Genomic DNA, 17,665 nt, shown 5'->3' with positions numbered 1-17,665 from the left:
GTTTCGGAGCCGCTCGCCGAGGTTCGTGGTTTCCGGCAAGCCGACGGAACCGGGCATGCCTCTAGGCTGAGCCGATGATCGAGGACCGGAAGCCGCCGTCCCGTCTCAGCGGCTTCCGGGTCTGCCTCGTCGGCGGCGCCTTCTTCGTGGCGTTGCTGGCGGTCCTCCAGCCGATCACCCGCTTCGAGGACTGCCCCAACTACGGCGGCAACGGCAACGCGAGCGCGTTCGCGAACCCGGCCTGGGACTTCTACCTGACGCTGCTGCTGCCGGGCTGGGTGTTCCTGGTCGTCCTGGAGCAGACGTTGTCCGTCACCCGGCGCGGACGGGGTGGCGTCGACGTCGCGCTCCGGGCGGCCGGCGCGATCCTGGTGACGACGATCGCCTCGTGCTGCCTCTTCGTCAACGTGGCGGCTTTGTGCCACTGACAGGTCAGCCGACCCGGTCGAGGAACTCCCGCGAGCGCCGCACCGCGAGCGCCGTCGCGTCGGCGTCGTAGGAGGGCAGCGAGCTGTCGGTGAACAGGTGCGCGTCGCCCGGGTAGACGAACAGCTCCCCCCGCTCGGGCCCGACGATCCCGACCAGCTCGCGGGCGGAGTCGATGTCGCCCTCCAGCGCGAAGAACGGGTCCTTGTCCATGCCGTGGATCTGCACCGGGACACCGTCGGGCCACGGCCCGACGGCCCATTCGCCGGTGACCGGCAGGCAGGACTCGTAGAGCAGGGCGCCGCGGGCGCCGGGCTGAGTCTGGGCGAGCCGTTGCGCCGTGGCGGCGCCCCAGGAGAAACCGGCGTAGACGAGCTCCTTCGGCAGGTCGGCCACGATCCGGTCGGCGCGCTCGTCGAGCACCGCGCCGCCGATGCGCTTGGTCAGCGCGGCGCCGTCCTCGATGGTCGCCGGGCGCTCGCCGTCGAACAGGTCGGGTGTGTGCACGGTGTGCCCGCCGGCGCGCAGCTGGTCGGCGAAGGCGTGGACGCCGTCGGTGAGCCCCTGCAGGTGATGGAAGAGGACGATGTCGGCCATCTCTAGACTCCTGTCAACGAACCAGAGCGATCGAATGATCCAGAATTCTAGAACGGTCGAGAAATGTCGGTCAATCAGCAGATCCCGGATTACGACCTCGACGAGATGCTCGTGGTCAGCGCGCCCGAGCAGTTACGCGCGCTGGCCGACCCGCTGCGCTCCACCCTGCTGGAGCTGCTCCTGGAGCGGGCCGCGACGGTCAATGAGATGGCCCGCGCGGTCGACCGTCCGAAGAGCAGCGTGGCCTACCACGTGAACCTGCTGGTGGACGCCGGCCTGCTCCGGGTGGTGCGGACGCGACGGGTCCGGGCCATCGAGGAGCGGTTCTACGGCCGGGTCGCCCGCACGTTCTACGTCGGCGTGCTCAACCGGCCCGAGGACAAGCAGGTCGTCGCCCGTATCAACGGCCTGGCCGAGGCCGCCGCCGAGGCGGCCGCGGCCCACGCCACCGACGACCTGCGGTGCACGCTCGTCCACGCGCGCATCCCGATCGAGGAGGTGCGGACGTTCTGGGCGGAGGTCCAGGCGCTCACCCGCCGCTTCGCCCAGATCCCCCGTGCCGGCGACCAGGTGTACGGGTTCGTCGCCGGCCTCTACCCGACCGACGTGCCCACCCTCCCGGACACCGACCGGGACGCGGCCGAGCGGCCCGACACCGCTCAGTAGCGGGCGGCCGCGTCGGCCAGCACCTCGCGCAGGGCGTGGGAGGTCTGTCGGACGATCCCCGGGTTGGTGTCCCAGTAGTAGGGCAGGGCGATCACCGCCTGGAGCAGCGCCCAGCCCCGGCCGCGCAGCCAGGAGGAGTCGTCCACCGCCAGCTCGGCGCGGAACCGGGCGCGGCTACCGCCGGTGAACAGGTTCCACGCCGGTTGCAGGTCGCAGGCCGGGTCGCCGACGTTGAGCCCGCCGAAGTCGATGACCGCGGAGAGCCGGCCGTCGACCACCAGCAGGTTGCCCGGCAGCAGGTCGCCGTGCAGCCAGAGCCCCGGTCCGCGCCAGGCCGGCGCGTCCAGCGACTCCTGCCAGGCGCGCAGCACCGCGGCGCCGTCGACCCGGCCGCCGAGCCGGCGCACCGCGTCGCGCACCGCCTCGTCCAGTTCCGCGAGGTCCGCACCCCGGGCGCGAGGTGGCCGGGGGTACGCCCCGGCGGTGTCGATCCGTCGCATCGCGGCGATGAAGGCGGCCAGGTCGACGGCCGCCGCGTCCCGGTCGTACCGGCCGGTGCTGGCGCTCTCACCCGGCAGCCACTCGTAGACCGACCAGTCGAAGGGATAGCCCTCGGCGGGAGCGCCCATGGCCACCGGCACGGGCAGGGCCAGCGGCAGGAGCGGGGCGAGCCGGGGCAGCCACTCGGCCTCCCGGGCCGCCTGCTGCGTGGCCCAGCCGATCCGGGGCAGCCGCACCGCCAGGTCGTCGCCGAGCCGGTAGACGTCGTGGTCCGTCCCGTGCGAGGGGACGAGGCGCAGCGGCCGGTCGGCCCACTGCGGGAACTGACCGGCGAGCAGCCGGCGGACCAGGTCGACGTCGGTGTGCACCTCGTCGGCGTGCATTTTCATCCGGGTCACGGCGATCATCCTGGGTCGGCCCCGGCGCAGGCCGCAAATGAGTTACTCGGCCCGGCGGCGCCAGGTCAGGGTCATGGCGAGGACCACGAGGCCGGCCGGCAGGGCCGCCACCAGCAGACCCCGCCAGAGCGCCAGCCGCAGGCGCAGGGCGAGCCGGCGGTCCGGTTCCCGGGTGACCGCGTACTGCTGGCCGGGGGCGCCGGGGTCGAGCCGGCAGGTGAGGCGGTAGCCGCCGGCCACCGGGGCGGCGAAGGTCGACGTCCAGGTCCAGACCGTGTCGTCGGTGGCCACCTCGGTCCACTCGACCACGTGCCCGGGATCGGTCGCCGGCACCGGCCGCCCGTCGGGGCCGGTCACCCGGCAGCGGTCGCGGTCCGGGGCGCTGGTCGGCCGGGTGGCCCAGACGGCGTACCGGCCGGGGTCGAGGTCGACGGTCAGGTCGTCGTAGCGGGGGCCGGCGAGGCGGAGCGGGAGGGGCGTGGGCTCGGTGTCCGGCGAGATGGCCCGCTGGACGGCCGGCAGCGCGGTCAGCACGCCGAGACCGCCGACCAGCACGAGGACGGCGGCCACCGCCAGCGCCACTCGCCTGCCCATGGGGGCAGGGTAGTGCCGGGCCGGCCGCTCCGGCAGGCTAGCGTCGGGTGCGTGAGCACCGGATCCCCGCGCGTCCTGCCGGCCGAGAGCGGCATCGCCGAGGCCGCCGCCGTCCTGCGCTCCGGCGGCCTGGTCGCCTTCCCCACCGAGACCGTCTACGGGCTGGGCGCGAACGCGCTGGACGCCCGGGCGGCGGCCCGCATCTTCGAGGCGAAGGCCCGGCCCAGCTTCGACCCGCTGATCAGCCACCTGGCCGACGCCGCCGACCTGCCCGGTCTGGTCGGCGCGGTGCCACCGGCGGTGGCCGCGCTGGCGGAGCGCTTCTGGCCCGGCCCGCTCACCCTGATCGTGGACCGCCCGGCGGCGATCCCGCCGATCGTCACGTCCGGCCTGGACACCATGGCCGTGCGGGTGCCCGACGAGCCCTCCGCGCGGGCGCTGATCGCCGCCGCCGGGGTGCCGGTGGCCGCGCCCAGCGCCAACCGGTTCGGCCAGCTCAGCCCCACCCGCGCCGAGCACGTGGTGGCCGGGCTGGGCGCCGCCGTGGACGTGGTGCTCGACGGCGGGCCGACCCGGTGCGGGATCGAGTCGACCATCGTGGACGCCCGGGGCGGGCGGCCGGTGGTGCTCCGGTTGGGCGCGCTGCCGGTGGAGGCGCTGGTCGAGGCGGCCGGGCCGGTCGAGGTGCGGGCGGGCAGCTCGGGCCAGCCGGTGGCGCCCGGGACGCTGGCCGCGCACTACGCTCCGCGTACCCCGTTGCGGTTGGGCGCGGCGGCCGAGGGGGACGGCGGCCGGCGCGGGTTCCTGGCCTTCCGGGAGCCACCGGCGCGGGGTGACTGGGCGGCGGTGGAGGTGCTGTCGCCCGAGGGTGACCTGACCGTGGCGGCCGCGCGGCTCTTCGACGCCCTGCACCGGCTCGACGCCACCGGCGTCACCGAGATCGTCGCCGAGCCGGTCCCCGAGGTCGGGGTGGGCCGGGCGATCAACGACCGGTTGCGGCGGGCCGCCGCGACCTGGCACTGACCCGTCAGACGGCCAGCACGCCGACGACCTGGTCGCCGCTCGTCTCCCCGGTCAGTGAGAAGCCGAGGCGGTGGTAGAAGCGTTCCGGGCCGTGCGGACCCGGCGCCCAGGTGACGAACATCCGGTCCGTGCCCCGGCGGCGCAACTCGTCGGCGACCGCCGCCACGGCGAACCGCCCGTAGCCCCGGCCCTGCTCGTCCGCGGCGATGTTCAGCCGCCACAGGCCGGAGCGGACGTCGATCGGGTCGTCGGCACGCCATGGGATGTCGAGGAAGGCCATCAGGAAGCCCACCGGCCGGTCGTCGTCCACGATCAGCCGTGGCCAGGCGACCGCCGGCTGGGCGTACGCCTCGGCCAGCGACCGCGCCACGGGGGCGACCACGCTCTCCTGGTCGGGACGGACGGCGATCGCGCAGGCGGCCAGGACGTTGTCCGGGGTGATCTGCTCCAGGCGGGGTGACGGCACGCCGGCACCCTAGCCGCCACGAAGGCCGCCAGGGAACCCGTTTCCACCGCCGCATGGCTGCCGTCCCTGAGGGTAGGAGTACGGGCAACAACCCCCCGAAAGTGAGGTGTCATGCCAATGCCGACCGCACGCGAGATCATGACCAGCGACGTGAGCTGTGTCCGGGAGCAGGACGACCTCCGGACCGCCGCCCGGCGGATGGCCGAGCTCGGGGTGGGCTCGCTGCCGATCTGCGGCGACGACAACCGCCTCAAGGGCATGGTGACCGACCGGGACATCGTGGTGAAGGTGCTGGCCCAGGGCAAGGATCCGGCCGACGTGACCGCCGGTGAGCTCGCCCAGGGCGAGGCCGTGACCATCGGCGCGGACGACGACGCGGCCGAGATCCTGCGGACCATGGGCAAGCACAAGGTACGCCGGCTGCCGGTGATCGACGGGCACGAGCTCGTCGGGATCGTGGCCGTCGCCGACGTGGCCCGCTCGCTGCCGGAACGCCCGGTGGGTGACCTCATCGAGGCGATCTCCGAGCGCGCCTGACCAGGTCCCTTCCGCCGCCCCTCCGGCCGTTCGCAGGATGGGGCGGCGAACCACGTCAGGGGGTCAGCGGCACGGTCTCCCCACGGTGGATGGTGCGGACCTGCCGGACGAAGCCGCGCCGGCGGGCCTCCTCGACGAAGTGCCGCAGCGGGGAGCGGAAGACCGGGTAGTCGTCGTAGTGGATCGGCACGGTGAGCCGGGGGCGGATCAGCTCCACCACGTCGGCGCCCTGCCGCGCGTCCATGGTGAGCAGGATGCCGGCGATCCGGGTGCCGCCGAGGTGGATCAGCATGGCGTCGATGTCGGGGAACCGTTCGGGGATCTGCGCGAGCTGCGGGCGGCGCAGCGTGTCGCCGGTGACGTAGAGCCGGAATCGGCGCTGGCCGGCCTGCTCCAGGTCGACCAGGGTGCCCATCACGTCGGGCAGCAGCCGGTTCAGCGCGCCCGGCCCGTGCTGGCCGGGCAGCGCGGTCAGCCGCACCGTCTCGTCGCCGCGGTGCAGCTCGTACGACCGCCAGGTGGGCAGCCCTTCCGCCGCCTGGAACCCCCAGCGGCGCAGCTTCCGTTCCGCCTGGTGTGTGGTGACGATCGGCAGGGAGCGGTCCAGCCCGCGCCGGGCCACCCGGTCGAAGTGGTCGCCGTGCAGGTGGGACAGGACCACGGCGTCCAGCGCGGGCAGCTCGGGAATGGTCAGCGCCGGGTCGGTGCTCCGCTTGGACCACAGCCCCCTGCCCAGGTAGGCCCGCTGGCCCCGGTGCAGGAAGTTCGGGTCGGTGAGCAGGGTGAACCCGCCGAGCCGCAGCAGCGTCGTCGCCGTACCGACGAAGGTCACCTCAGGCGTCATGCTCCTCGCCGTACCCCTGATCGGCCTCCCGATGCGGGCGGGTTCCACGTTGGGGCAGGCGGTCGACCAGCCGGGTCAGCGCGCCGTTGGCGAAGGTGGCCCCGAGCGCGGAGCCGGCGGCGATGCTCCACCCCACCGGGCCGAGCGGGGTGCAGCCGAAGAACTGGCTGACCCCGGGGGTCTGCACCACGACGATCAGGGCGCCGATCGAGGCGGCCGTGGAGGCCAGCACGGCGGGGCTGGTGCCGCCGGCCAGGACGGTCTGGCCGAGTTGGGTGCCGACCAGCGAAGCGAGCGCGACCGTGCCGGCCCGGCGCTCCCGGCCGGTCCACCGGGCGATCGTCCAGCCGGCGGTCGCGCCCAGCGTGGTGGCGGCGGCCCGGAGCGCGATCTCCCGGGTCAGCGTCTCGCCGAGCGACGTGTCGGGTCCCTCCCGCAGCAGGTGGTCGGCCCCGTCGGAGGCGGGTGGACGGACCGCGATGGCCAGCGCCGGCGCCAGGTCGGTGAGCAGGTTGACCAGGAGCAGTTGCCGGCCGGTGAGCGCCGACCGCCCGGTGCTGGCGGCGGTCAGCACGCTGAACGCGATCTCGCCGAGGTTGCCGCCGACCAGGATGCTCAGCGCGTGGCGGACCGACGACCACATGGCCCGCCCCTCCACGAGGGTGGCGATGATCGTCTCCAGCCGGTCGTCGGTGACCACCAGGTCGGCGGCGGCGCGGGCCGCCGGGGTGCCGCGCTGGCCGAGCGCGATGCCCACGTCGGCCAGGCGGATGGCCGGGGCGTCGTTGGCGCCGTCGCCCGTCATCGCCACCGTCCGGCCCCGGTGCTGCAACGCCTGGATGATCCGCACCTTGTGCGCCGGGGTGCAGCGGGCCACCACGTCGGTGGCCATGAGCCGCTCCGCGAGGGCCTCGTCGTCGAGCCGGTCCAGCTCGGTGGCCGTGACCACCCGCTGATCGCCGTGATCGGGGCTGATGGTCGCGGCGATCGCCTCGGCGGTGGCCGGGTGGTCCCCGGTGATCATCACGGTGTGCACGCCGGCCTGCCGGATCCGCCGCACCGCGGGCGCGGCGCTGTCCCGCACCCCGTCGGCCAAGGCCAGGAAGCCGACGAAGACCAGCCCGTCGACCTGCTCGTCGGTCACCGACTCGGCAGCCACCCGGCACTCCGCCACGGCCAGGATGCGGTGCCCGGCCCCGGCCCGCTCGGCGAGCATCGCGTGCAGCGCGTCCCGGCCGGCCGGGTCCAGCGGCGTGTCGCCCCCGCTGGTCCGCCGGGCCGCGCAGCGCGGCAGCACCGACTCGGGCGCCCCCTTCACGCTGAGCAGCAGCCCGTCGCCGGTGCGGCCGACCGTGGCGTGGTAGCCCCGGGACGGCTCGAACGGCAGCCCGCCCACCGCCGTCCAGTCCGGAGCGCCCGTCTGCTCCACGACGTCGGCGGTGCCCGCGCCGTGGCGTACCGCGCGGTCGGTCTGCTGGGGCAGCTGGTCCGGGTCGGCCGCCGCCGGGGTGGCCCGCAGCGCGGCGGCGAGGGTCAGCCGCAGCGGCTCGTCCAGCCGGTCCGGGGGGGCGTACCGGTCGTCGTCGCCGCCCACCCCGGCCAGCAGCAGCTTCCCCTCCGTGAGGGTGCCGGTCTTGTCGAAGCAGAGCACGTCGACGCGACCCAGCGCCTCGATGGTCCGCGGGTTGCGCACCAGCGCGCCGTGCTCGGCCAGCCGCCGCGCCGCCGCCAGCTGCGCGGCGCTGACCAGGAACGGCAACCCCTCGGGCACCGAGGCCACGGCCAGGTTCGCGGCGGTCGCCGCCGTCTCCACCAGGGGTACGCCCCGGAGCAGCCCCGCCCCGGCCACCGCGACGGCCGAGCCGGCGGCCAGCGGCACAGCGGCGCTGGTCAGCTTCCCGAGCCGGCTCTCCACCCCGCTGGCCGGGGGCGCCTGCCGGGCCAGGGCGAGACTGCGCCCCGCCTCCGTCTCCTCGCCGGTGGCCACCACCACGGCGGTGCCGTGACCGGCGGCGATCGTGGTGCCCTCGTAGAGCATCGAGTGCCGCTCGGCGATCGCGGCGGCCACCACCGGCTCGGGGCTCTTGCCCACCGGCAGCGACTCGCCGGTCAGGGACGACTCGTCGGCCTCCAGCCCGTCGCTGGTCAGCACCCGACAGTCGGCCGGGACGGCGTCGCCGGACCCCAGCGCGACGACGTCCCCGGCGACCAGTTCCTCGGCGGCCACCACCCGCTCCTTGCCGTCGCGCAGCACCCGGGCGGTAACCGCCGAGCGGGACAGCAGCGCGGCCAGGGACCGTTCGGTGTTGCGCTGGTGCACCGCGCCGATCAGCGCCGAGCCGCCCACCACGCCACCGACCAGGGCGGCGTCGACCAGCGAACCGAACGTCGCGGAGAGCACCGCCCCGGCGGCGAGCACCGGGGTGAGCGGGTTCGACAGCTCCTCCACGAAGACGCGGAGCAGCCCGGCCGGCCCCTGCCCGGGCCCCCCGTCCCCGGTCACGGCGCGCCGGCGGCGGGCCGCCTCCTCGCCGGTCAGCCCCTCGGCGTGGGTGCCGAGCTGGTCGAGGACGGTCGCCACGGGCATCAGGTGCCAGGCGGTGAGCGCGGGTGCCGGCGTACCGGTCCGGTCCGGCAGCCGCCGGGCCCGCCAGACGCCGTGGGCGAAGGCGAGGGCGGCGGCGCCGTTCACCGCGGCGAGGGCCCGGCCGGGCAGCAGCTCCCGGTCGGCGGTGAACGCGCCGAGCGCTCCCAGCCCGGTGCCGGCCATCGCGATCCGGATGTTCTGCCCGGTCATCCGCCGGGCCACCCCGGCCGCGTCGATGAGCAGGGCGGGGATCCGCAGGTCGTCGCCGACGAGCAGGTGGGCCCCCCACGGCGGCAGGTCCTCCGGCGCGGAGACGCCCAGCCCGCAGTCGGCGGCGCCGAGCGCGGCCCGGTCGCCCGAGACCACCAGCACCACCGCGCCCTCCCGCTGCAGGTCGCGGACCGAGTCGGCGAGCCGGGGGCCGCCGGGCACGAGGGCGTCGGCGAAGTCGTAGCGGCCGTCGTCGTCCCCGGCGACCACGAGCCGCAGGCCGGCGTGGCGGGTCGCGGTCGCCAGGGCGTCCACCCCGGGTACGGGCTCCGGCTCGACCCGCAGCACGGCGGCGAGCCGGCCGCCCTCGGCCAGCCCGAGCAGCCGGCCGCCGTCCCCGCGCAGCCGTTCGCTGTCCGGGGTGTCCCCGGGGTCGTCGGCGTCCAGTCGGTCCAGCGGGCCCAGCCGCCAGCCGTCGGCGTTCCGGACGGCGTCGGGGTCGGCCGGGTCGAACAGGGCGAACGCCCGGCCGGCCACCTGATTGGTGTCCGCGCCGGGCAGCGGCGCCAGATCGGCCAGCACGCCCCGGTCGGAGCCGAGGGCCGCGGCGTCCAGCAGCACCGTGTCGATCCGGTCCAGCTCGCGCAGCACGCCGCGGTCCATGGCGATCACGCCGCGCCGGGCGAGCATCCAGCCGAGCTGGGCCGCGTAACCCTCGCGGCCGCTGCCCGGGGCCTTGGGCAGTGACGACAGGGCCAGCGCGGCGGCCCGCTTCCCGCCGGCCACCGGCAGCGCCGCGGCCCCGGCGGCCGCGCCCGCGACGAGCATCCGGCTCACGTAGCGCTCCGCCGGACCGTCCGGGACCGGGCAGGGCCGCTCGCCGTCCGGCACCCGGGCGACCGCGCGGTCCGGCTCGCCGGTCAGCCTCGGTTCGGCCTTTCCCCAGGCGGTGCGCTGGGCCCGTGCCTCGCCCCACTGCACCACCCGCTGCGCGCCGTCGAGCAGGATGCCGGTCCAGCCGCCCGCGAGCCCCTGGGCCACCGCCTCGGCGAGCGGGAAGAGCAGGTCGGCGCGGGGGTCGGCGCGCAGGCCCCGGTTGGCGAGCGCGTGCAGCTTCGGATGCAGGTCGACCGCGGCGAGGAAGCCGGCGACCTCGCCGGGGAGCGGGGTGAACGGCAGGATCCGGGTGGCCGCCGAGATGGTCAGGCCGAGCGCGTCCGAGGCCAGCGCGCCCATCGTCCGGGGGGTGCGCGGCCCCTCCTCGGGCGGATGCGGCGGCGGCACGTCCGGGTCTGGCTCGTGCGGGCAGACCCGCTCGGTCCGCGCCACGGTGGCGATCAGGTCGCGCAGCTTCGGCTTCGGCTCCTCGACCGCCACGATCACCCGGCCGGACGGCGCGTTGACCCGGGCCCAGGTCACGCCGGGCATCGCCTCCAGCGCCGCCTCGACCTGCCGGGCCAGCTGGTCCCCGCCGTCCTGGCAGACGCCGTGCACCTCGATGTGATGCCGGCCGTCGCGCGACCAGACCCGGCGCCGGGTCAGGCCGGCGAGGTGGGCCAGCCGGGTCGCCGCCGCGCCCACGGTCCCCGCCGCGTCGGCGACGCTGTCCGGCACGGCGTTCCGGGCCGTCTCCGGCAGGGCGGACCCGACGGTACGGGCGGTGTCCGGCACGGCGGTGGCGACGGTACGCGCGACCCGGGCCACCGCGTCGGGGACGGCGGCCGGCGACAGCAGGAGGCCGGCGACGCGGCCCAGCGAGGTCATCGAGGCGTACGGCCGGGCTCCCGGCCCCACTTTCCGGTGCTCCCGTCGTCGTACGCCATCTCGCCTCCCGCACCTCGTCCCGGCGAGCCCGACTTCCCGTCGGAGCGTCCGTTATGCCCCTCCGGTGGAGGAAGTTTCCGCCCTGCCCGGGGCATGGACGGGGAGGCCGGTGGAATGCCGCTCGGAAGATCGCTGTCGTTGTCGGAACCGGGGAGGCGCGGATGAGCACGCTGACACGCAACCTCAGCGGGTCGCGGGAGATGATCAAGACGTACTGCCGGCGGGTGGAGATTCCGCTCCTGGGCGAGGTGGCGGTGCCCCCGCCCGACAAGCTGGCCTACTACGCGGGGCTGGGCGTGCTCGCCGCGCTCCAGGTCATCGAGTGGCCGCTGGCCCTGGTCGTCACGGCCGGGCACCTTCTCGCCGACCAGCACTACTCGGGACTGGTGAAGGGGGTGGGTGAGGCGCTGGAGTCGGCCTGACGAGACGGGGCTCACCGTTGACCTCAATCCCGGTTGAGGTCCGAGGCTTGAGCCCATGACCGTCACCGCCGCACCGCCGGCCCCGCCCGCACACCTCTGGTCGCCGCGGCTGCGGGCGATGACCGTGGGCAGCGTCGCCCTGGTGTCGCTGCTCGCCTTCGAGGCGCTCGCGGTGGGCACCGCCATGCCGACCGTCGCGCGCACCCTGGACGGTCTCGGCCTCTACGCGCTCGCCTTCGGCGGCCCGTTCGCCTCCGGCGTGGTCGCCATGGTCGCCTCCGGCATCTGGTGCGACGCCCGGGGGCCGCGCCCGGCCATGTGGCACGGGGTCGCCTGGTTCGTGGCGGGTCTCGTGGTGGCGGGCGCCGCGCCCACCATGGAGGTACTCGTCGGCGGGCGGGTCGTGCAGGGCTTCGGCTCCGGCCTGCTCTCCGTGGCGCTCTACGTGATCGTCGGTCAGGCGTACCCGGAGGAGCTGCGGCGGCGGGTGTTCGCCGCGTTCGCCGCGGCCTGGGTGGTGCCGTCGCTGGTCGGTCCGGCGGTGGCCGGGCTGATCGTCGAGCACCTGGGCTGGCGCTGGGTGTTCCTCGCGGTGCCGGCGGTCGCGGTGCCGGCGGTGCTGCTGGTCCAGCCGGGGCTGCGGGCGCTGGGCGCCGCGGTGCCGACCCGGCCGCCGGCCGGTGCGCTGGCCCGGATCGGCTGGGCCTGCGGGGCGGGGGCGAGCGCCGCACTGCTGCACTACGGGGGGCAGCAGCGCGGCGCGCTCGCCGCCGGGCTGATCGGCGCGGCGCTGGCCGGGCTGCTCGTCTGCGCACCGCGGCTGCTGCCGGCGGGGTTCCTGCGCGCCGCCCGGGGGCTCCCGACCGTGATCGGCCTGCGCGGCCTGGCCTCGGCGGCGTTCGCCGGGGCGGAGGTGGTGATCCCACTGATGCTGTCCCGGGAGCGGGGCTTCTCGCCGACCGCGGCCGGGCTGGTGCTGACCGTCGGCGCGCTCTCCTGGTCGGTGGGCTCGTGGATCCAGGGCCGGATCGCCGCGCCACGCTCCGCCGCCACCCTGCCCCGGATCGGGCTGGCCTGCATCGCCGCCGGCACGGCCGGCGTCACGCTGGCCCTCCTGCCGGCCGTGCCGGTGGCGCCCGCGGTGTTCGCCTGGGCCGTCGCCGGCCTCGGCATGGGGCTGCTCTACCCGTCGCTGTCGGTGCTCACCCTGGAGCTGTCGGCCCCGGCCGAGCAGGGCCGGAACAGCTCGGCACTGCAGCTGGGCGACTCGCTCTCCGCCGCCACCGTGCTGGCGCTGACCGGTGCCGTGCTGGCCGCCGGCTCGGCGCCGGGCCGGGCGAGCTACGCGACGACGCTGGCCGTGGCGGCCGGCTGCGGGCTGCTCGGCGTGCTGCTCGCCGGCCGGGTGGTGCTCGCCCGACGATGATCCGGGCAAAGCGGCCCGGGCCCGCTGGCCGCCCGGGAGGATGGGCGGGCCGTGAACTTCCTGACCATCCTGCCGCTGGCCGTGGTGATGGTGGCCGGGACCCAGGTGGTCGCGGCGGTCCTCCTCGCCTCGGCCGAGCGGCCCCGAGCCGCCTCGTTCGGGTACCTCGCCGGTGCGGGCGCGGTGGTCGTCGCCGGGGTGACGCTGAGCTGGCTGCTCACCAGGGTGCTCCGCGGTACGGAGGCGCGAGCGGCAACCGACGTCGCCCGGTTCGCTCTTCGCCACCGCCCCGAGCGACGACCTCACCATGGCGGCCGTCGGCGCCAGCGTCGCCCGGCACGACCTGGCGTGGTGGCACCTGCTGCCGTTCGTCCTGCTGACTCTCGGGCTGCTCGCCGTGCCGCTGCTCATCCTGCTGCTGGCCCGCGGGCGGGCCGCGACGGCTGCCCCGGCTCCGGACCTGGGCCGACCGGCACGGCTGGGTGGTCAGCGAGGTGGTGATCGCGTTCTTCGCGCTGGTGACCGTGCTCGACCCGCTGGAGTCGAGCCGCCGGGGGTGAGCCGCCGCGGAGCCGGTCACCTTCGGCCGGCCGCCGCCGTCCAGGAGGGAGCGAGCGCGTGGAGGGGAGTACGAGATGCGGGTGCTGGTGACCGGGGCGAGTGGACGGCTCGGGCGGGTGACGCTGCCCCGGCTGCGCGACGAGGGCCACACGGTCCGCGCCGTGAGCCGGCGGCGCCGGACCGACGCCGGAGTCGAGTGGGTGACGGCCGACCTGGCCACCGGTGAGGGGCTGGCCGCGGCGGTCGACGGGATGGAGGGCGTTCTGCACCTGGCCTCCTCGCCGAACCGGCGCACCCACGAGATCGACGTGCTGGGCACCCGCCGGCTGGCGCTGGCCGCCGGGCACGCGGCGGTGGGCCACCTGGTCTACATCTCGATCGTCGGCGTCGACCGGGTGCCGCTCGGCTACTACCGGCACAAGCTCGCGGCCGAGCAGGTGGTGGCGGCCGGGCCGGTGCCGTGGAGCGTGCTGCGGGCGACCCAGTTCCCGGAGTTCCTGGAGGACCTGTTGCGGGCCGCGAGCCGGCTCGGCCCGGTGTTCGGGGACCCGAAGGTGCTCGCCCAGCCGGTGGACCCCGGCGAGGTGGCGGGCCGGCTCGCCGGGATGCTGGCCGCCGGCCCGTCGGGGCGGATCGAGGAGTTCGGCGGCCCGGAGGTGCTCCGCTACGACGAGGCGGTCCGCGCCTGGCGGGAGGCGCGGCGGTCGCGCCGTCCGCTGCTGCCGGTGCGGATCCCGGGTCGGCTCGGCCGGGAGTTGCGCGTCGGCGGGCTCACCACCACCGCCACCCCGACCGGCACCCGCACATGGGCCGACCACCTCGCCGACACGTACGGGGGAACCGGCCGGAGATGAAACCTCTTGCGGTTCCGGGCCGCCCTACCGTGGCCGCATGCTGGTCTTCCTCACCACCGTGATCCTCTACGTCTTCGGCTTCGTCTTCCTCTACGGCGTGATCCGGCTCGGGGTCCGGCACGGCATCGAGGACGTCGAGACCCACCGCGCCCAGGCCCTGCGGGCCGAGGAGCTGGCGGCCCACCAGGACCGCACGTTCGCCCGGGAGAACGCCTTCCTCACCGGCAGCTGAACCGTCGACCTCGTCCGCGATTCGGGCCGGTCGGGACGTCGGTGAGCGGAGCCGCCCGGCGGGTGCGAGGATCGCAGCCGTGATGGGGACGCTGAAGACCGAGCCCGCCCGTACCCGACTGGACCTGCTGGCCGCGCCGGTGGCCGCCGCGATCGAGCGCTGGCCGGACGAGGCTCCGGTGGATGTGGACGACGTGCTGGTCGCCCCGATCGACGCTGAGCTGGCCGACACTGCGGCGTTCTGCGCGGCGTACGAGGTGGGGCTGGAGGAGTCGGCCAACTGCGTGGTGGTCGCCGGCAAGCGGGGCGGCGAGATCCGCTACGCGGCCTGCATGGTGCTCGCCACCACCCGGGCCGACGTGAACGGCGTGGTCCGCCGGATGCTCGACGTGCGCAAGGCGAGCTTCGCGCCGATGGCCGAGGCGGTCGAGCTGACCGGGATGGAGTACGGCGGGATCACCCCGATCGGGCTCCCGGAGGACTGGCCGATCCTGGTCGACTCGCGCGTGATCGCCACGCCGCACGTGATCATCGGCTCCGGCGTCCGGCACAGCAAGATCGCGTTGCCCGGGCCGGCGCTCGGCGCGCTGCCCGGCGCAACGGTGGTGGAGGACCTGGCCCGACCGGCCTAAGTGTGCTGTCCAGGCAGGTTGGTCGAGGTTGTGTGACGACCTGATCTAGATCCTGGACGGGTGAAGGCCTCCGGTTGTGGAGTGGAGCTGTCTAGGAACCGCTCCGGCAACAGGAGGCCTTCGTGCTCCACCGTAATGCTGCTTTGACTCCACGCGCGCGTCTGCGGCTGGCGCGTTTGATCATCGAGGAACGCTGGCCGGTCGCGCGGGCCGCCGAACGCTATGACGTGTCCTGGCGCACGGCGAAACGATGGGCCCAGCGTTACGCCGAGCAGGGCGAGGCGGGGATGCAGGACCGCTCGTCACGCCCGCATCACAGCCCGGCCCGGACACCACGGCCGGTGGTCCGCAAGATTGTGCATCTGCGGTGGAAACAGCGGCTGGGTCCAGTGCAGATCGGCGGGCGGCTCGGTATCCCGGCCTCGACCGTGCATGCGGTGCTGACCCGCTGCCGGCTCAGCCGGCTCAGCCATCTCGACCGGATCACCGGCGAACCCGTCCGGCGTTACGAACACGACCGGCCCGGGGCGATGCTGCACGTCGACGTCACCAAGTACGGCAGCATTCCTGACGGCGGCGGCTGGCGCTACGTCGGCCGGGTCCAAGGCCGCCGCAACCGTGAGGCCACGGCCGGACGCACCGGAGCCCGCAGCAAAACCTACGAACCACAGATCGGTACTGCGTTCGTGCATACCGTCATCGACGACCACTCCCGCGTCGCCTACGCCGAGATCCGCGATGACGAGAAAGCCGCGACCGCGATCGACGTGCTGCGCAACGCCGTCGCCTGGTTCGCCGCCCGGGGCATCACCGTCGAACGCGTGCTGTCGGACAACGGCTCGGCCTACAAATCCTTCGCCTGGCGTGATGCCTGCACCGAGCTCGGCATCCGGCCGAAGAAGACCCGCCCCTACCGGCCCCAGACCAACGGAAAAGTCGAGCGCTTCCACCGCACCCTGACCGACGGCTGGGCCATCGCCCGCTTCTACAACAGCGAACAAGCCCGCAGGAAAGCCCTACCGGCCTTCCTGCATCATTACAATTACCACCGGCCTCACTCAGCCATCGGCGGCCTACCACCCATCACCAGGTTGACCAACGTCCCTGGACAGCACACCTAAGCCGTCAGTCGCATCTCAAGCCCCGGGTCTGCCCGCCAACCCAAGGCCGCCCGGGGCTTGTTCGTATGCGCGCCGCCGGCCCGGCCCTCGGTCTGCGCCCAGTTCCACCCCGGCTGAGTCGAGCGGCGGCCGGTCGTGCAACCTTTTCGCGTCACGGCCGGTACTACCTCGTGACCGACTGCGCGGGAGGGCGGGCACGTGATCACACCGGAGGGCTTCGACGACTTCGTCGTGACCCGCTCACCACGGCTGTTGCGTACCGCGTTCCTGCTCACCCGAGATTGGTCGTTGGCCGAGGACCTGCTGCAGACGGCCCTGGCCCGGGCCTGGGAGGCATGGCGGCGCATCGACGGTGACCCCGAGCCGTACGTGCGCCGGATCATCGTCAACGCGTACGCCTCGTCGTGGCGGCGCAGATGGTGGGGCGAGCTGCCGACCGCCGATCTTCCCGAGGCGACCGCCGAGGCCGATCCGCACGCCGGCATCGACGACCGGGACCGCCTCTGGCGGGCGCTGGGCCAGCTTCCCCGCCGGCAGCGCGCCGTGCTCGTGTTGCGCTATTTCGAGGACCTCTCGGAGGTCGAGATCTCCGAGGTCCTGGGCTGTTCGGTCGGGACGGTCAAGAGCCAGGCCAGCCGGGCGGTGGCGAAGCTCCGCCTCGACGAGACGCTGACGCCGGAAGGGGTGCTGGGATGAACCTGACCGACCTCAAGCAGGTGCTCGACGAGCGTTCCAGCGACCCGGCCGACCAGCTCGTGCACCGTATGCGGCTGCGGGGCGTACAGGCCAAGGTGGTGGCGCGGCGGCGCCGGATCGCGGCCTGGACCACCTGCGCGGTGGTCGCCCTGGCCGGCATCGCCGTGGCCGCCGTCGTGCCCGGGTTCCGTACCGACGTCACCCCCACCCCGGCGGACAGTCCGTCGCCGGTCCGCACCGTCGAAGGGTTTCCGGAGTACGCCAAGGGGGCTCGTGTCGTGGCGGCGAAGTCCGCCGCGTTGCCGGAGCGCCGCATCGAGTTGACCATCGTGCCCACCACGCTCGACCTGGTCATCTTCACCCGCTGCGACGGCACCGGAGACAGCGAGCCCGATGAGCGGGTGAGCGTCAACGGCCACTTCCTCTACGGCCTCGGGTGCGGCGGTTCCAGTCGGCAGCTGAGCTGGGACGGGCTCGACGTGGCGGTCGGCGAGTCCGCCACGTTCGTCATGACGATCACCGGGGCGAAGCGGTTCGACGGGACGGACACGGTCCCGGTGCCGATCCCGGACAGCGGCACTTTCGGGCTCGCAATCGGTGTGCGGATCCCGCTCGATCAGTACCCGCTGCCGCCCCGGCCATCAGGACCACTCGCGCCGTTGCGCCGGACCCTCATGGCCGGCTGCACCGAGGCGCTCTGCCCGGACGCCGTCATCATCAAATCGGATCCGGTCGACCCGGCGCGTCCGGTCAAGCGGACCCTGACCTGGAAGGCGACCGACTCCGTCGACCTGCTCGCCCAGACGCCGGGGCTCCTCCACGTTCGCGTCAACGGCGTGGAGATCATGACCGGTGAGTGGTGGGATTACGAGGCGAACACCGTCGGCAGGTTCGGCGACCGGAACGGCGGGTGGACGCGCGAGTTCGGTCTCCACCTGCGCCCCGGAGACCCGGTGACCATCGACGTCGAGCCCGAATACGTCACCGGGGCCTGGCAGGTCGTCTTCTCGCCGGCCTGAGCGTTGAGGCGGGTTGCCCTCAGCCGATCC

18 protein-coding genes are annotated in these 17,665 nt (G+C 74.7%); 12 read left to right on the top strand and 6 right to left on the bottom strand.

Annotated features, from left to right (window positions below; genetic code table 11):
* The first annotated feature begins 74 nt into the window (after positions 1-74).
* Positions 75-428 (top strand): hypothetical protein, encoded by a 354-nt coding sequence (locus RMN56_RS11540; RefSeq protein ID WP_313723801.1) that lies wholly within the window; start codon positions 75-77, stop codon positions 426-428.
* A gap of 4 nt (positions 429-432) precedes the next feature.
* Here the strand turns inward: RMN56_RS11540 and RMN56_RS11535 are convergent, their stop codons facing one another.
* Positions 433-1,023, bottom strand: coding sequence for a dienelactone hydrolase family protein (locus tag RMN56_RS11535; RefSeq protein WP_313723800.1), 591 nt, complete (start codon positions 1,021-1,023; stop codon positions 433-435).
* A 63-nt stretch (positions 1,024-1,086) separates the two neighbouring features.
* On the opposite strand from RMN56_RS11535, the gene RMN56_RS11530 reads away from it, so the two are divergent.
* Complete coding sequence (locus RMN56_RS11530) at positions 1,087-1,689, top strand: helix-turn-helix domain-containing protein (protein ID WP_313723799.1); 603 nt, start codon at positions 1,087-1,089, stop codon at positions 1,687-1,689.
* Here RMN56_RS11530 and RMN56_RS11525 read toward each other — a convergent pair.
* Together RMN56_RS11525 and RMN56_RS11520 are read right to left on the bottom strand one after the other, a co-directional pair.
* Positions 1,683-2,579, bottom strand: a complete 897-nt coding sequence (locus RMN56_RS11525) for an aminoglycoside phosphotransferase family protein (protein ID WP_313724717.1) — start codon at positions 2,577-2,579, stop codon at positions 1,683-1,685. The two genes, RMN56_RS11530 and RMN56_RS11525, sit on opposite strands and share 7 nt — an antisense overlap.
* 51 nt (positions 2,580-2,630) lie before the next feature.
* Positions 2,631-3,182 carry a hypothetical protein gene (locus RMN56_RS11520; protein ID WP_313723798.1) on the bottom strand — a complete coding sequence of 184 codons (552 nt, stop codon included), beginning with the start codon at positions 3,180-3,182 and terminating at the stop codon, positions 2,631-2,633.
* Positions 3,183-3,257: 75 nt separating this feature from the next.
* On the opposite strand from RMN56_RS11520, the gene RMN56_RS11515 reads away from it, so the two are divergent.
* Complete coding sequence (locus RMN56_RS11515) at positions 3,258-4,205, top strand: L-threonylcarbamoyladenylate synthase (RefSeq protein ID WP_313724716.1); 948 nt, start codon at positions 3,258-3,260, stop codon at positions 4,203-4,205.
* A gap of 4 nt (positions 4,206-4,209) precedes the next feature.
* Here the strand turns inward: RMN56_RS11515 and RMN56_RS11510 are convergent, their stop codons facing one another.
* The gene (locus RMN56_RS11510; RefSeq protein ID WP_313723797.1) at positions 4,210-4,671 is read right to left on the bottom strand and encodes a GNAT family N-acetyltransferase; all 462 of its coding nucleotides are present in this window, start codon (positions 4,669-4,671) and stop codon (positions 4,210-4,212) included.
* Between the two features lie 117 nt (positions 4,672-4,788).
* Here RMN56_RS11510 and RMN56_RS11505 point away from each other — a divergent pair, with 117 nt between their 5' ends.
* A complete protein-coding gene (locus RMN56_RS11505; RefSeq protein WP_313723796.1) occupies positions 4,789-5,208 on the top strand; it encodes a CBS domain-containing protein in 420 nt (139 codons plus the stop codon).
* Positions 5,209-5,263: 55 nt separating this feature from the next.
* Here the strand turns inward: RMN56_RS11505 and RMN56_RS11500 are convergent, their stop codons facing one another.
* Positions 5,264-6,052: an MBL fold metallo-hydrolase gene (locus RMN56_RS11500; protein ID WP_313723795.1), complete on the bottom strand. Its 789-nt coding sequence runs from the start codon at positions 6,050-6,052 to the stop codon at positions 5,264-5,266.
* Positions 6,042-10,613 (bottom strand): cation-translocating P-type ATPase, encoded by a 4,572-nt coding sequence (locus RMN56_RS11495; RefSeq protein WP_313724715.1) that lies wholly within the window; start codon positions 10,611-10,613, stop codon positions 6,042-6,044. The genes RMN56_RS11500 and RMN56_RS11495 overlap by 11 nt, the downstream gene beginning before the upstream one ends.
* A gap of 221 nt (positions 10,614-10,834) precedes the next feature.
* On the opposite strand from RMN56_RS11495, the gene RMN56_RS11490 reads away from it, so the two are divergent.
* From RMN56_RS11490 to RMN56_RS11455, 8 genes are all read left to right on the top strand, one after another.
* Entirely contained in the window at positions 10,835-11,095 is a 261-nt protein-coding gene (locus RMN56_RS11490; RefSeq protein WP_313723794.1) for a hypothetical protein, read from the top strand.
* 55 nt (positions 11,096-11,150) lie between these two features.
* Entirely contained in the window at positions 11,151-12,521 is a 1,371-nt protein-coding gene (locus tag RMN56_RS11485) for an MFS transporter (RefSeq protein ID WP_313723793.1), read from the top strand.
* 635 nt (positions 12,522-13,156) lie between these two features.
* Complete coding sequence (locus tag RMN56_RS11480; RefSeq protein ID WP_313723792.1) at positions 13,157-13,936, top strand: SDR family oxidoreductase; 780 nt, start codon at positions 13,157-13,159, stop codon at positions 13,934-13,936.
* Positions 13,937-13,973: 37 nt separating this feature from the next.
* Entirely contained in the window at positions 13,974-14,168 is a 195-nt protein-coding gene (locus RMN56_RS11475; protein WP_262284969.1) for a hypothetical protein, read from the top strand.
* Positions 14,169-14,250: 82 nt separating this feature from the next.
* Entirely contained in the window at positions 14,251-14,799 is a 549-nt protein-coding gene (locus RMN56_RS11470; protein ID WP_313724714.1) for a YbaK/EbsC family protein, read from the top strand.
* A 122-nt stretch (positions 14,800-14,921) separates the two neighbouring features.
* The gene (locus RMN56_RS11465; protein WP_313723791.1) at positions 14,922-15,920 is read left to right on the top strand and encodes an IS481 family transposase; all 999 of its coding nucleotides are present in this window, start codon (positions 14,922-14,924) and stop codon (positions 15,918-15,920) included.
* A gap of 198 nt (positions 15,921-16,118) precedes the next feature.
* The gene (locus RMN56_RS11460; RefSeq protein WP_313723790.1) at positions 16,119-16,616 is read left to right on the top strand and encodes a SigE family RNA polymerase sigma factor; all 498 of its coding nucleotides are present in this window, start codon (positions 16,119-16,121) and stop codon (positions 16,614-16,616) included.
* Complete coding sequence (locus RMN56_RS11455) at positions 16,613-17,635, top strand: hypothetical protein (RefSeq protein WP_313723789.1); 1,023 nt, start codon at positions 16,613-16,615, stop codon at positions 17,633-17,635. The genes RMN56_RS11460 and RMN56_RS11455 overlap by 4 nt, the downstream gene beginning before the upstream one ends.
* The last annotated feature ends 30 nt before the right edge of the window (positions 17,636-17,665 follow it).

Source organism: Micromonospora halotolerans (assembly GCF_032108445.1).
Lineage (GTDB): Bacteria > Actinomycetota > Actinomycetes > Mycobacteriales > Micromonosporaceae > Micromonospora > Micromonospora halotolerans.
Note: the sequence above shows the minus strand (reverse complement) of the source record. Positions and strands in the feature narration are given on the sequence as shown.

Coding starts and splice junctions, on each gene's coding strand:
- RMN56_RS11495 (WP_313724715.1), bottom strand. CDS start 10,613: ATGACCTCGCTGGGCCGCGTCGCCGGCCTCCTGCTGTCGCCGGCCGCC.
- RMN56_RS11470 (WP_313724714.1), top strand. CDS start 14,251: ATGGGGACGCTGAAGACCGAGCCCGCCCGTACCCGACTGGACCTGCTG.
- RMN56_RS11540 (WP_313723801.1), top strand. CDS start 75: ATGATCGAGGACCGGAAGCCGCCGTCCCGTCTCAGCGGCTTCCGGGTC.
- RMN56_RS11530 (WP_313723799.1), top strand. CDS start 1,087: ATGTCGGTCAATCAGCAGATCCCGGATTACGACCTCGACGAGATGCTC.
- RMN56_RS11500 (WP_313723795.1), bottom strand. CDS start 6,052: ATGACGCCTGAGGTGACCTTCGTCGGTACGGCGACGACGCTGCTGCGG.
- RMN56_RS11535 (WP_313723800.1), bottom strand. CDS start 1,023: ATGGCCGACATCGTCCTCTTCCATCACCTGCAGGGGCTCACCGACGGC.
- RMN56_RS11455 (WP_313723789.1), top strand. CDS start 16,613: ATGAACCTGACCGACCTCAAGCAGGTGCTCGACGAGCGTTCCAGCGAC.
- RMN56_RS11520 (WP_313723798.1), bottom strand. CDS start 3,182: ATGGGCAGGCGAGTGGCGCTGGCGGTGGCCGCCGTCCTCGTGCTGGTC.
- RMN56_RS11475 (WP_262284969.1), top strand. CDS start 13,974: ATGCTGGTCTTCCTCACCACCGTGATCCTCTACGTCTTCGGCTTCGTC.
- RMN56_RS11480 (WP_313723792.1), top strand. CDS start 13,157: ATGCGGGTGCTGGTGACCGGGGCGAGTGGACGGCTCGGGCGGGTGACG.
- RMN56_RS11525 (WP_313724717.1), bottom strand. CDS start 2,579: ATGAAAATGCACGCCGACGAGGTGCACACCGACGTCGACCTGGTCCGC.
- RMN56_RS11505 (WP_313723796.1), top strand. CDS start 4,789: ATGCCGACCGCACGCGAGATCATGACCAGCGACGTGAGCTGTGTCCGG.
- RMN56_RS11490 (WP_313723794.1), top strand. CDS start 10,835: ATGAGCACGCTGACACGCAACCTCAGCGGGTCGCGGGAGATGATCAAG.
- RMN56_RS11485 (WP_313723793.1), top strand. CDS start 11,151: ATGACCGTCACCGCCGCACCGCCGGCCCCGCCCGCACACCTCTGGTCG.